Origin of the sequence: Halostella salina, assembly GCF_003675855.1 — an archaeon.
Taxonomy (GTDB): Archaea; Halobacteriota; Halobacteria; order Halobacteriales; family Natronoarchaeaceae; genus Halostella; species Halostella salina.
In genome coordinates this window covers 237,433-250,698 of sequence record NZ_RCIH01000003.1, presented here as the reverse complement: position 1 = coordinate 250,698, position 13,266 = coordinate 237,433, and the positions used below count along the sequence as shown (strand labels likewise).

The window sequence follows — 13,266 nt, the reverse complement described above, 5'->3', positions numbered from 1 at the left end:
AGGGTACCGGAAGGGGCGGACGGTTCCGGGGCCGTAGGGAGGGTGGGTCCGCGTTACCCCGGACTCACGAGCCGCCGGAGGTCGTCGGCGTGGAACCACCACGCAACGACGAGAGCGGCCACGGGGCCGACGGGCACCGTGATGATCCCGGCGTGGTCTGTGCCGAGCGAGAAGCGGAGATGGGCGAGCGCGGCGATCAGCAGCAGCGCCCCCGTGACCCGTCTGTCCTCGCGGTCGGCGATGGCCCCGAGAAGCGCGCTCCCGGCAGCGATGCCGTAGACGAGCGCGCTGAGGCCCCACGCGGTCAGGTGTGGGGGGAGCGTTGTCGCGTGCGTGTACGTGATGTAGTACTCCGTTATCGGAACCGCACCGCCGGCACCCGGGTAGTAGAGCGCCCACGGGAAGACGAACCCGCTCCCGCCGGGGTAGATCGTCACGGTCCAGGGAAGCAGTGCAAGCGCGAGAACGGCTGCGAGGCGGCGGTCGATCACTTCCGTGTGATCAGCCGGAGCACGTCCTCGTCGGCGAGTTCGTGGTCGGTGCCGACCTGCTGTTCGTCGTGTTTCGCGCTGGGGCCGGAGACGCGGGCGAAGCGGAACCGGTCCTCGAACTCGCCGCCGAGCTTGTGACAGGCGTCCTCGACGGTCGCCCCCTCGAAGAGGACGAGCGGCTCCTCGTAATCGACGCCGCGGCCGGGCTTGTCCATGTAGATCCGCATCAGGCCGAGTTCGTCCCAGATGCGCTCGGCCAGCGCGTCCAGCCCCTTCTCCTCCTCGGCGCTGATGAACACGGCGTCGTCCGGGTCGATGTCGTGGGCGCGGAGGTTCTCGTTGACGGTCTCGAGGTAGTCGGGATCGATGAGGTCGGCCTTGTTGACGGTGACGACGGAGGAAATGTACTCACGGTTGTCCATCACGCCGTCGATGAGCCGGTCGAGGTCGAGCTTCTCGCCGATCGCCACGTCGGCGTTGATGTAGTCGTGCTCGCGGAGGACGCCCTTGATCGCCTCCTCGGAGAGATCGAGGTCGACGCTGGCGTTTATTTTCAGACCGCCTTTCCCCTTCTTCGTGATCGATACGCGCGGGGGCTTCTGGTCGAGCCGGATCTTGTTCGCGTACAGCTCCTCCCGGAGGCGTTCGTACTGGTCGATCTCGAAGGCGGAGAGGACGAACACGACGAGGTCCGCGGCGCGGACGACGGAGAGCACCTCCTGCCCGCCGCCGCGGCCGCTGGCCGCGCCCTCGATCAGCCCGGGCACGTCGAGCATCTGGATGTTCGCGCCGTTGTACTGGAGCATCCCGGGGTTGACGTCCAGCGTCGTGAACTCGTAGGAGCCGACCTCGCTGTCGGCGTTCGTCATGGCGTTCAGAAGCGTCGACTTGCCGACGCTGGGGAACCCGACGAGTGCGACTGTCGCGTCGCCGTGTTTCTCGACGTGGTAGCCGGTGCCGCCGCCGGCGGAGCTCTGGTTCTCCAGCTTCTCCTTTTTCTCGGCGAGCTTGGACTTCAGGCGACCGATGTGGGCCTCGGTGGACTTGTTGTAGGGAGTGGTCGCTATCTCCTCCTCGAGTTCCTCGATCTCCTCTTCGAGCCCCATCGTCCCCCAGTCGGCCGCCGACGCCGAAAAAGCCTTCCTTCCGGGGCGGGGAGGAGGAAACTTCGACACGTTAATACACCGGCCACCGTTCGCAACGAATAGAGAATGCCGGATCCGTCCAGGTTGCGAGACAGCACCCAGATCGTCCTTCCCTTCGACGACCTGGACGGATCCGGCGGGCTGAAAGACGGCCTGCGCGAGGAGTTCGTCGTCACCATCTACGAGGAGGACGGCTACTACCGGATCATCGGCAGCCCCGTGGAGATCAAGGAGGCGAGCAAGTACCTCTCCCGACACGGGATCAGTCTACCGTAGTCGGCGGCCGACCTGTTTGTAGGGAGGCGGGTCCTTGCCCTGTAGTCGGGCGTACCATCTTCTGCCTCGAGTGAGATCATGCGTGACTTCTGTGCCGTTCAGTACAGTGTACCTACAGGAGCTACCGCGACAGATGAGGTAGTCTGGAGTCAACCGAGTACACCCTGTAATCGGGGCTCTGAAAGCGTGAGGATCCCGTATCGCGGTTATCGAGGACGCTCCGGGATCGTACACTCCCGCTACAGACCGCAAAGGGTCCGTGAACCGTGGTGTGTACCCTTCGGGATCCCCAGTACCCCTCTCTGCCGATAATCATGGTGGCGGCGGCCAATACAGACCCCGCTCATCCCCGGAGAGACGGCTTGACAGCCGGATTAAGATTAGTTATACTTGTATCTCTATATTTGGATTGAGATAGTCAAGATCGCAGTACTGAACCCGATTGTACGACTTTACAGGTTCTATATACCCGCCATGAGTGCTGTATCTGATACTTATTGCGTGTAGCTCTATTCGACGATAGTCGGCCGAGAGTGTCTGAGAGGGGGACAGACAGGTGATACGCCGTCCGCAGAGTGGCGCAGGTCGAGTCATGCATCAAGTGCTGATATCCGGGTCCTAAACCTGATTGTACGCCCGAATCGCGAAAAATCGTCGGCGGCTGGGATTGGACCGTATCTCCACCACCCATCCCCACACGCCGAACGGGAGAGCGATGAGCGACGAATCGCACGGTGCTGGTTCGACACCGCAAGGCGATCCCCCGCTGATGCAGGCCGCCACATCAACAGTCAATCACGTGGCCAAGGAATCGATCCACCCATCCCCGTACATGGAGCCAGGAGTCCCCTGTTTCCGGATCGTTCGGACGAGTGTACGAGGAACCGGGGTGCGGTCGGAACCGCAACCAGCGAGGTTTGTCGTGGCCCGGTCGAGTTAGAGGACGAACTGCCCGACCAACCCCACGAGACCCACGACCGTCCCGACCACTTCGACGGCGCGGCTCCGCTGGCCGCTGAACGACGATACACCGAGCAGCGTGCCGAGGCCGAGGATCACAAGCAGCCCCCCACCCGCGTACTGCAGGAGCGACGCCGGCGAGCGCAGTTCCGGCCCGCTGACGAGGAACACCGGAATGACGGCGATCACAAGCCCGATCACGAGATAGCCGAGAGATCCAACCGTGCTCCGACTCATGATGCTACCTTGTCATGGCCGGGGAAAAGTGTTTCCTGTATTAACTGTACGGTCAGTCTCCGGCGACGGCGTCGAGCGCTTCGAGGAACCCCTCGCCGTGTGCCCCCTCCGTGATTTCGTCGGCGGCGGCGGTCGCGGCGGCGTCGGCGTTGGCGACGGCGTAGCTCCGACCGGCGTACTCGAACGTCGACACGTCGTTCTCGCTGTCGCCGACCGCGACGAAGTCGGCCGGGTCGTGGGGCAGGACATCACAGAGTGCCGCCAGCCCGGCACCCTTGCTCACGTCCGGCGACTTGACGTGGTAGGCGTAGCCCGTGTCGACGACGGTCAGCCCGTGGTCGGCAGCCAGTTCCTCCAGCGGCTCCAGCGGCGCGCTCCGCCGGACGGCGACCTCCGTCTCTCGCCAGCGGTTGACCAGGTCGGCGTCGCCCCACCCCAAGTCGTGGCCGAGCGCGGCGAACTCCTCGGCGACGGTTCGGGCGGCCTCTCGCTCGCCGACGACCGACACGTCGTCGCGGGTGCAGACGACGCCGCCGTTCTCGGCGATCACCAGCTCCTCGATCCCGACGAACTGGCAGAGCGCGACGGGGTAGGGGAACGACTTCCCGGTGGCGACGACCACGTCCGCGGGCCAGTCTCGGATCGCGTCGAACGTCCGGGGGTCCAGCCCGCCCTCGGGGCGGGTCAGCGTGCCGTCGATGTCGACCGCGAGCGGGGGCGCGTCCATACCGACGGGTCGGGCCGGGAGCCACTTAACCGGCCGCAAACGCCGTCGCTGGCGGGTCGGTGTCGACGGAGAGGAAGAAAGTGGACCGCGCTACAGGCCGAGGTAGCCCGAGTTCGGCAACAGACCGGCCAGATAGAGGACGCCGATCGCCAGCGTGTAGATGAAGATAGACATCGCGGGCGGGTCGACGTGGGTCCCGGAGTGGGCGTAGAACAGCCGCTGGGTGATCTCGCCCAGCAGCGCCCCGACGACACCGCCGGCGATAGCGGCCAGCATCACGACCAGTTCGCTACCGGTCGCGCCCGCGGCGACGACGGCGAACGTCGAACCGCCGAGGGTGATGTGGTGGGTGACCGGGAACTTCTCGACCCCGAGGTTGAGGAACAGCAGGCTCGCGGCGGAGATGCCGTACGCCATGAAGATGCTGCCGGTCATGATCCATGTCCAGCCGCCGAGCGCGCCGCCGACGAGACCGATCGCCGTGACGCCGGACCACTTGTACTGCTGGGGGAGCCACGGTTCGACGGCGAGTCGGCCGCTGCCGTCGCCGCGCTCCTCCTCCCGTTCGAACGGCGTCATGTCGAAGTAGCCGCTCCCGCCCGCGCTACCGACGATCGGATAGCCGAACGCCGGCCGTGCGAGGAACGCGGTGAAAAACACCGTGAAGGCGATGGTGTCGAACGGCATCGCCAGCCCGTTCCCGATCCGCACCAGCAACATGCCGAGGACGCCGAACACCGCGCCGACGGCGAGGATGTCCGGCTTCGTGCCGAACGCGTAGAGGATGTTCTTCCCGAAGTGGTAGTCCCAGTCCGGCGGTTCCATCTCGCCGTATCGTCGGCCGGCGTAGGCCGTGGCCGCGACGCCGCCCGCGAACGCGACGTGGGGGCCCGTGACGGGCCCGAAGCCGATCGTGCCGGTGACGCCGGACGCCAGGTCGGCTCCGCCGAGTTCGGTGAACTCGGTTCCCTCGCCGGCCAGCGCCACGAGGCCCTCGCCGAGCAGGACGACGAAGCCGGTGAACACGAACGACGGCAGCGCGCCGACTGCGGCACCGAACGCGCCGCCGGCCGCCGCAGCGAGGACGAGCACGATGAAATGCTCGGTTTCGAGGCCGATGACCGGCACCTGCATCACGGCGTCGAGTAGTTCGAGTGCCATCCTCACTCACCACCGTCCTGCGCCCAGCCCTTCGACCGCTCTATCGCGTCGTCCCAGCGGCTGTAGAGTTCGTCAACCTCGTCCTGACCCTTTTCGGGTTCGAACGTCCGGTCGACCTGCCAGTTCTCGCGCAACTCGTCGAGCGTGTCCCAGTAGCCGACGGCCAGCCCGGCGGCGTACGCCGAGCCGAGCGCGGTGGTCTCGTCGACCTGCGGCCGGGCGATGTCGGTCTGGATGATGTCGGACTGCAGCTGACAGAGGAAGTTGTTCTTGACGGCTCCGCCGTCGACCTTGAGGCTCTGCATGTCGATGCCGGAGTCGGCCTCCATCGCCTCGGCTACGTCGCGGGTCTGGTAGGCGATCGACTCCAGTGCCGCCCGCACGATGTGGGCCTTCTCGGTGCCCCGGGTCATGCCGACGATGGTCCCCCGGGCACGGCCGTCCCAGTGAGGGGCACCCAGCCCCGTGAACGCCGGGACCATGTAGACGCCGTCGGTCGAGTCGACCGAGCGGGCGAGTTCGGCGGTCTGTGCCGCCGAATCGATGAGGTCGACGTCTTCGAGCCACTCGATCGCCGCGCCGGTGATGAAGATCGACCCTTCCAGCGCGTACTGCACGTCCTCGCCGGACCGCTGGAAGCCGATCGTTGTCAGCAGCCCGTGGTCGCTCCCGACGGCCTCGTTGCCGGTGTTCATCAGGAAGAACGACCCGGTACCGTAGGTGTTCTTCGCGTCGCCCTCGTCGAAGCAGGTCTGGCCGAACAGCGCGGCCTGCTGGTCGCCGAGCGCGCCGGCGACCGGCACCTCGGCGCCGAGGAACCCGTCCGGGTCGGTCGTGCCGTACGTGTCCTCGTCGGAGGACGGCCGGACTTCCGGCAGCATCTCCCGTGGGACGCCGAACTCGTCCAGCAGGTCGTCGTCCCACTCCATCGCCTCGATGTCGTACAGCATCGTCCGGGACGCGTTCGTCACGTCCGTGATGTGGTTGCCGGTGAGGTTCCAGATGAGCCAGGTGTCGATGGTGCCCATCAGCACCTCGCCCGCCTCGGCACGGTCACGGACGTCCTGTACCTGCGCGGACTCGAGCTTCAGCGGGTCGGCGTTCTCCAGCAGCCACTCGGCCTTCGTCGCCGAGAAGTAGGCGTCGGCCTCCAGCCCGGTCTTCTCGCGGATCTCCTCGACCTGCCCCTGCTCCTGCAGCTCCTCGACCCGGTCGGTCGTCCGACGGTCCTGCCAGACGAGCGCGTTGTGGACCGGCTTGCCGGACTCGGCGTCCCACAGCAGCGTCGTCTCGCGCTGGTTCGTGATGCCGAGCGCCTCCAGCTGCTCGGCGTCGACGCCAGCGTCGTCGAGCGCACGGTTTACGACCGTCTTCGTGTTCTCCCAGATCTCCATCGGGTTGTGCTCAACCCAGCCGGGTTCCGGGTAGATCTGTTCGTGTTTCTCGTACGCGTTGGCGACGACCTGACCGCTGTGGTCGAACACCATGAATCGCGTGCCGGTCGTTCCCTGGTCGACCGCACCGACGTATGTATCGTTTGTCATTCTGGAATCACCAGTGGTTAGCGCCGGCTTCCGCCGGACTGACGGCACCCTGATGTCTTTATCGATGGTGCCGCTCTACCAGTAAACAGTAAGCACTTTCATTATAAAACTTTCCCTGACACGCCCGATAGAGCGGGTTCTATCCGATCAGCTTGGATGTTCGGCGCAGTAGATCGCGTCAGTTTACTGGCTACTTGCGTTTGGCGGTAAAGTAAAGTGGGAGCGACACCACATCCCAGAAAACGGATGACACACACAACCGAGGCACTGGTCATCGGCGGGGGGTCGACGGGGACGGGGATCGCCCGCGACCTCGCGATGCGCGGGGTCGACGTGACCCTCGTCGAGAAGGGCAACCTCACACACGGCACGACCGGGCGGATGCACGGCCTGCTCCACAGCGGCGGGCGCTACGCGGTGTCGGACCAGGCCAGTGCGACGGAGTGTATCGAGGAGAACCGCGTCCTCCGGGAGATCGCGAGCCACTGCGTCGAGGAGACCGGCGGCCTGTTCGTCCAGCGACCGGAGGACTCGGACGAGTACTTCCGCGAGAAGCTGGAAGGGTGTCGGGAGTGTGGCATCCCTGCCGAGGAGCTCACGGCCGAGGAGGCCCGCGAGGTCGAACCGTATCTCGACGAGGACATCAAACGAGCCATCGAGGTGCCGGACGGCGCGATCGACCCGTTCCGGCTCTGCGTGGCAAACGCCGTCAGCGCCGAGAACCACGGCGCGCGCATCGAGACCCACGCCGAAGTGATCGACCTGCTCGGCGACGAGGACGACGTGACCGGGGTGAAAGTCCGCCACGAGAGCGGCCCCGGCAAGCGCGAGCACGCCACCCCTGGCACGACCGAGGAGATCCACGCGGAGTACGTCGTCAACGCGACCGGCGCGTGGGCCGGCCAGATCGGCGACATGGCGGGCGTCGACGTGGAGGTGCGCCCGTCGAAGGGCGTGATGGTCGTGATGAACTGCCGGCAGGTCGACACCGTCGTCAACCGCTGCCGGCCGAAGGGCGACGCCGACATCGTCGTCCCCCACGAGACGACTGCCATCCTCGGCACGACCGACGAGGAGGTCGAGGACCCCGAGGACTACCCCGAGGAGGGGTGGGAGGTCGACATGATGATCGACACGCTCTCCGAGCTGGTCCCCATCCTGGAGGACGCCCGGACCGTGCGGTCGTTCTGGGGCGTCCGCCCGCTGTACGAGCCGCCGGACGTCGGCAGCGAGGACCCGACCGACATCACGCGGGACTACTTCCTGCTCGACCACGAGGAGCGCGACGACCTGCGCGGACTCACCTCCATCGTCGGCGGGAAGTTCACCACCTACCGGATGATGGCCGAGGAGATAAGCGACCACGTCTGCGAGCAGCTGGGCGTCCGGGGGGAGTGCCGGACCGCCGACGAGCCGCTGCCCGGCAGCGAGAACCCCGGAAACCTCGACGCCGCGATGGACCGCTTCGGCCTGCGCTCGCCGGTCGCCCGCCGGAGCACCCAGCGGCTCGGCTCCCGCACCGAGGAGGTGCTCGCGAAGGCCGACCCGAACCCGGTGCTCTGTGACTGCGAGGGCGTCACCCGCGCCGAGGTGCAGGACGCCATCGAGGGAGCCGGCACCGACCTCAACGCCGTCCGCATCCGCACCCGCGCGTCGATGGGGAACTGCCAGGGCGGCTTCTGCTGTCACCGGATGGCCGCCGAGTTGTATCCCGAATACGACGAGCCGACCGCCCGCGAGGCGCTGGACGAACTGTTCCAGGAGCGCTGGAAGGGCGAAGTGCACGCGCTCTGGGGCGAACAGCTCTCGCAGGCTGCGCTCAACTACGCGCTGCACGCGACGACGATGAACCGCGACCGCGACCCCGCGAAGACCGGCGGCGTCGACTACGCCGCCTTCGACGACGGCGCTGACGCGCCCGACGCCGCAGGTGGCGGTCGCGGCGTGGCCACCGACGGGGGCGACCATGGCGATTAGGGACGACGTGCTCGTGGTCGGCGGCGGGCTGGCGGGTATCGCCGCCGCGCTCGCCGCCAGCGACCACGCCGACGTGCGCCTGCTCTCCCACAAGCAGAGCACGCTCCGGAACGCGAGCGGGCTGATCGACGTGCTCGGCTACCCGCCTGACGCCGGGGACGAGGCGGAACCGATCGTCGACCCGTTCGACGCGTTCGGCGACGTCCCGGACGGCCACCCCTACGAGCGCGTCGGGAGCGAGGCCGTCCGCGAGGGGCTGGCGCTGTTCGACGACGCCGTCGGCGACGCGTACCGCGGCGGCCACACGGACCGGAACGCGCTCGTCCCGACCCACGGCGGTACGGTGAAGCCGACGGCGCGCTACCCGAAATCCGCCGCAGCGGGCCTCGCCAGCGACGGGCGCGACGCCCTGCTGGTCGGCTTCGCCTCGCTGACGGACTTCGACGCGCCGCTCGCGGCGGACCACCTCGCGGCGGCGGGCGTGCCCTTCGAGACACGGGGCGTCACGATACCGTTCCCAGGCGACTTCCGGGACGACGCGAAGGTGACGCGGTACGCCCACGCGCTGGACCGCAACGAGAGCCTGAACGGAACACCCGCCCGGACGGCGCTCGCCGAGGCCGTCGAGCCGCATCTCGACGGCGAGGCGCGCGTCGGCTTCCCCGCCGTCCTCGGCGACGACGACCCGGCCGGCGTCCGGGCGTCGCTCGCCGATACCCTCGGCGCGGACGTCTTTGAGGTGCCGATGGGGCCGCCCAGCCTCCCCGGACTCCGACTGGAGGACCGCCTCTACGACGCGCTCGACGAGGCCGGCGTCCGCGTGACGACGGGGAACCCCGCGGTCGACGTGGAGACAGTCGACGACCGGATCCGGGCGGTCGTGGTCAATCGAACCGGCCAGCCCGTCCCGTACCACGCCGACCAGGTCGTGCTGGCGACCGGCGGCCTCGTCGGCAAGGGCATCGACTCCGACCGCGAGTCGGTCCGCGAGCCCGTCTTCGACTGTCACGTCCCCCACCCCGAGGACCGCTACGACTGGTTCGAGGGCGACGCGTTCGGCGACCACCCCTTCGCCCGCTTCGGCGTGGACGTCGACCGCGACCTCCGGCCGCTGGCGGCCGACGGGAGCATCGAGTACGAGAACCTGCGAGCCGCCGGGAGCGTGCTGGGCGGCTACGACTTCGCGGCCGAGAAGTCCGGCAGCGGCGTCTCCCTCGCGACGGGGTACGCTGCCGGCGACGCGGCTGGCAGGGCGGCGGCGAGCGGCGCGACGAGCGACCCGGCGGCTGGCGGGACGGACGGCGCGACGATCCACGGTGATACCCAATGAGCGACGCAGAATCCCCTGACGACGACTTCGAACCGGTACAGGTGTTCGGCGACGAGACCGACATGGACCTCCGCCCGGGGTCGGACGACTGTTACAAGTGCTCGACCTGCGACACGAACTGCCCGGTGGCGGAGGTCGACGACGAGTTCCCCGGCCCGAAGTTCCAGGGCCCGGAGCAGTGGCGGCTGAAGCGCAAGGAGGACCACGACATCGACGACTCCGTGATGAAGTGTTCCAACTGCATGCGCTGCGACGACGCCTGCCCGTCGAACGTCCCGCTGAGCCAGATGCACAACACGGCCCGCGGGGAGTACGTCGACGAGCAGATGGACAAACTGTCGGTCGAGTATCTCCGCAACCGGATGCTCTCGAACTACCGCTTCTTCGCGAACCTCGGGAGCAAGGTCCCCCGCCTCACCAACTTCGTGCTCGGACTCGGCGTGTCCTCGTGGCTGGGGGAGAAGGTGATGGGCATCTCCAGCGAGCGCGACATGCCGGAGTTCGCCACGCAGACGTTCCGCGAGTGGTGGGACGAACGCGGCGGCGCGCAGGTCGAGAACCCCGACAAGCGCGTCGCCTACTTCCACGGCTGTTACTCCAACTACAACACGCCGGAGGTCGGCAAGGCGATGGTCCGCGTGTTCGAGGAGTTCGGCTACGAGGTGATGGTCCCGCCCCAGCGTTGCTCGGGGACGCCGATGTTCGCAAACGGGATGCTGGACGACGCGCGCCGCGCCGCCGAGACCAACGTCGAGGAGTTCGTCGCCGCGATCGGCGAAGGCGCGGACGTGATCGCCTCCTGTACCTCCTGCTCGATGTCGCTCCGGCAGGAGTACCCCGAGCTGTTCGACCTCCACGGGATCGACGACCTGGCGGCGAACACCTACGAGTCCGTCGAGTACCTCCGGATCCACGAGGACCTGGAGGGCGAACTCGAAGACACCGAAGTCGACTTCCCCGACGTGGCCTACCACGCGCCGTGTCACGCCCGCAACCAGGGGCTCGCCGGGCAGGCCGTCGAGGTGACCGAATCCATCGACGGCGTCGACGCGCACGACGTCGGCGACTCCTGTTCCGGCATCAGCGGCACGTACGGCTGGAAGGAGGAGAACTACGACACGTCTATGAAGATCGGGGAGGAGATGTTCGAGCACATGGAAGCCGCGGACGCCGACACCGGGATGACCGAGTGTCCGACCTGCGCGATGCAGATGGAGCACGGCACCGGCTACGAGATCAAGCACCCGCTGGAACTGCTGGAGACCGCACTCGTCGAGGCGTAGCGAGGCATGGACATCAGCGACCGCATCGCACGGCGACAGACCCGGACGCGGGAGGGCGGCCTCATTCTCGACCGCGGACCGCTGAACCCGGCCGTCCACCTGACCGAACCGGTCGGTCGGGGCCCGGTGCTCGAACGGCTACTGGACGCGCTAGATCCCGTGTTCCGCGACCGACTACCCGACGACGTTGCCGTCTACGGGACCAAAGGCACCGGGAAGTCCGCCGTCGTCAGCGCGCTGCTGGCGGCGCTGAGCGACCAGATCGGCCGCAGCCGGCAGCCGATCGGAACCACCACACGCGCCGGCAGCGCCGAGGCCAGCGTCGGCTTCGTCCGCGTCGACGCCTACCGCGCCACCAGCGAGTTCCGCTTCTATCACACGCTGCTCAACGCCGTCGCGGACGACCCGGTCCCGGAACGCGGGGTCGGCACGGAGACGCTCCGCGACCGCCTCCGCGAGCAGTTCGACACGCCGAACCGCCAGGCCGTCGTCGCCGTCGACCACGTCGGGGGCGCCGAGGAGGTCACCGTCGAGGACGTGCGGTCGTGGCTGGCCCCCGTCGAGGACTCCGTCTCGCTCCTCCTCGTCAGTCGGACGGTCCCGCCGTCGTGGACGGGCGAGACCATCCACGTCCCGGCCTACCGCCAGCACGCGCTGGTCGACGTGCTCACCGCCCGCGCCTCGAAGGCCCTGGAGAGCGGCGTCCTCCGCCACGGGCAGGCCCGCCGGATCGCCGAATGGGCCGGCGGCGACGCCCACGACGCGCTCGCCGCGACGTTCGGCGCGGCCGACGCCGCGGACCGGGCCGGCGCGGACCGCATCCGGGCCAGCGACGTCGACGCCGGAATGGACGCCGTCCCCGACGGCTGCGTCCACGTCGGCCGGGTGCTCGCGCTGCCGGAGAACCGCCAGCGCGTGCTCGCGGCGCTGCTCGACCTCGACGAACCGGCGACGGTCAGCGAGGCGGCCACGCGGATCGGCGAGCGTTCGGACCTCACGGCAAGCACGGTGAAGCGGTTCCTGTACGAACTCGCCGAGAGCGGGGTCCTCGAACGCGTCGCCGCGACGGACGCAGAGGGAACCGGCCGCCGCCCGAGCCGAGTCGAGCCGCGGTTCCCGACGCTGGTGTTCGAGCGCCTCTACGCGGGACAGGCGTAGCAGGGACCGTTCGACCCCACAGGAGACCGCCCGTCAGGCGTAGTCCAGGTCGTCCGTGAGCGAGTCCACGGCGAAAACTAACGCCCCGCCGGCGACGGCGGCGACGACGATCGTCACGGCGTCGGCACTCACGGCCGCCAGTACCCGCTCCACCGGCAGGCGAAGCCCGCCGACCATGAGGCTCACGAGGAAGGTGAGCGTCGCCGCGCGGTAGTTGCTGAGCGCCCAGTCGATGACACGCGCCAGCGTGAGCACGCCGACCAGCGCGCCCGCGACGAACACGAACACCGGCGGCGTGGCGTCGACGACAGCCCCGAGCGACCCATCCCCGACGAGCGCCGCCAGCGCGCCCGTGAAGTTGTTCAGCGCGCCGAGCATGTACTCGTACTGCCCGAGCAGAATGAGCAGGAAGGAGCCGGAGACCCCCGGCAGGATCATCGCACAGACAGCGATCGCGCCAGCGGCGAGGAGCACGGGGAGGGCGTGGGAGACACCGGCGCTGGCCTCGCCCGTCACCGCCGCCGCGAGGACGACGCCGACGACGGCGACGCCGAATCGGCGAGGGGTCGTCACGTCGACCTGGTCGTACAGCACGACCGCCGACGCGCCGATAAGCCCGAAGAAGAACGCGTAGGCCGGGCCGGGGTACTGCTGGACGGCAGTTTCGAGCGCGTGGGCGAGCGTGACGATCGCCGTCAGCATCCCGGTCCCGAGCGTGAGCAGGAAGGGGAGGTCCATCCGGACGAGCTGGTCCCACACCGCACGCCGGGCGTCGGGGTCGTGGGGACGGGCAAGATCACGGAGCGTCGCCGGGTCGACCGCCGTCAGCGCCGCGATGAGCCGCTCGTAAATCCCGGTGATCAGGGCGATGGTCCCGCCGGAGACGCCGGGGATGGTGTCGGCACTGCCCATGAAAAACCCCTTCAGGTACACCGACAGCAGCTCCCGAACGGATCCGACGGAACCGAGCACCATCG

General features: G+C 68.1%; 12 protein-coding genes. 5 read left to right on the top strand and 7 right to left on the bottom strand.

All coding sequences use genetic code 11. From position 1 onward, the window contains the following. Positions 1 to 53 precede the first annotated feature (53 nt). Together D8896_RS07275 and D8896_RS07270 are read right to left on the bottom strand one after the other, a co-directional pair. On the bottom strand, positions 54 to 491 hold the full coding sequence (locus D8896_RS07275) for a TIGR04206 family protein (protein ID WP_121821431.1): 438 nt from the start codon (positions 489 to 491) through the stop codon (positions 54 to 56). Then, positions 488 to 1,597: an OBG GTPase family GTP-binding protein gene (locus tag D8896_RS07270; RefSeq protein ID WP_121821430.1), complete on the bottom strand. Its 1,110-nt coding sequence runs from the start codon at positions 1,595 to 1,597 to the stop codon at positions 488 to 490. Before D8896_RS07270 ends, D8896_RS07275 begins: the two co-directional genes overlap by 4 nt. A gap of 105 nt (positions 1,598 to 1,702) precedes the next feature. Between D8896_RS07270 and D8896_RS07265 the strand changes: the two genes are divergently transcribed. After that, a complete protein-coding gene (locus D8896_RS07265; RefSeq protein ID WP_121821429.1) occupies positions 1,703 to 1,912 on the top strand; it encodes a VNG_1110C family protein in 210 nt (69 codons plus the stop codon). A gap of 936 nt (positions 1,913 to 2,848) precedes the next feature. Here D8896_RS07265 and D8896_RS07260 read toward each other — a convergent pair. The 4 genes from D8896_RS07260 to glpK all read right to left on the bottom strand — a co-directional run bounded on the left by D8896_RS07260 (position 2,849) and on the right by glpK (position 6,541). Further along, positions 2,849 to 3,109, bottom strand: coding sequence for a hypothetical protein (locus D8896_RS07260; protein WP_121821428.1), 261 nt, complete (start codon positions 3,107 to 3,109; stop codon positions 2,849 to 2,851). A gap of 52 nt (positions 3,110 to 3,161) precedes the next feature. Continuing rightward, a complete protein-coding gene (locus D8896_RS07255) occupies positions 3,162 to 3,836 on the bottom strand; it encodes a phosphoglycolate phosphatase (RefSeq protein WP_121821427.1) in 675 nt (224 codons plus the stop codon). 90 nt (positions 3,837 to 3,926) lie between these two features. After that, a complete protein-coding gene (locus D8896_RS07250; RefSeq protein WP_121821426.1) occupies positions 3,927 to 4,997 on the bottom strand; it encodes a hypothetical protein in 1,071 nt (356 codons plus the stop codon). Positions 4,998 to 4,999: 2 nt separating this feature from the next. After that, entirely contained in the window at positions 5,000 to 6,541 is a 1,542-nt protein-coding gene (gene glpK, locus D8896_RS07245; RefSeq protein ID WP_121821425.1) for a glycerol kinase GlpK, read from the bottom strand. A gap of 246 nt (positions 6,542 to 6,787) precedes the next feature. On the opposite strand from glpK, the gene glpA reads away from it, so the two are divergent. From glpA to D8896_RS07225, 4 genes are read left to right on the top strand one after another with little or no spacing between them, the layout of a single operon-like run. Continuing rightward, a complete protein-coding gene (gene glpA, locus D8896_RS07240; protein ID WP_121821424.1) occupies positions 6,788 to 8,518 on the top strand; it encodes an anaerobic glycerol-3-phosphate dehydrogenase subunit GlpA in 1,731 nt (576 codons plus the stop codon). Next, entirely contained in the window at positions 8,508 to 9,848 is a 1,341-nt protein-coding gene (gene glpB, locus D8896_RS07235) for a glycerol-3-phosphate dehydrogenase subunit GlpB (protein WP_121821669.1), read from the top strand. The genes glpA and glpB overlap by 11 nt, the downstream gene beginning before the upstream one ends. Continuing rightward, positions 9,845 to 11,131, top strand: a complete 1,287-nt coding sequence (locus D8896_RS07230) for an anaerobic glycerol-3-phosphate dehydrogenase subunit C (protein ID WP_121821423.1) — start codon at positions 9,845 to 9,847, stop codon at positions 11,129 to 11,131. The genes glpB and D8896_RS07230 overlap by 4 nt, the downstream gene beginning before the upstream one ends. A gap of 6 nt (positions 11,132 to 11,137) precedes the next feature. Continuing rightward, complete coding sequence (locus D8896_RS07225; RefSeq protein ID WP_121821422.1) at positions 11,138 to 12,289, top strand: Cdc6/Cdc18 family protein; 1,152 nt, start codon at positions 11,138 to 11,140, stop codon at positions 12,287 to 12,289. 33 nt (positions 12,290 to 12,322) lie between these two features. On the opposite strand, the gene D8896_RS07220 is transcribed toward D8896_RS07225, so the two are convergent. Continuing rightward, a complete protein-coding gene (locus tag D8896_RS07220) occupies positions 12,323 to 13,264 on the bottom strand; it encodes a DUF368 domain-containing protein (RefSeq protein WP_121821421.1) in 942 nt (313 codons plus the stop codon). Between the last annotated feature and the right edge of the window lie 2 nt (positions 13,265 to 13,266).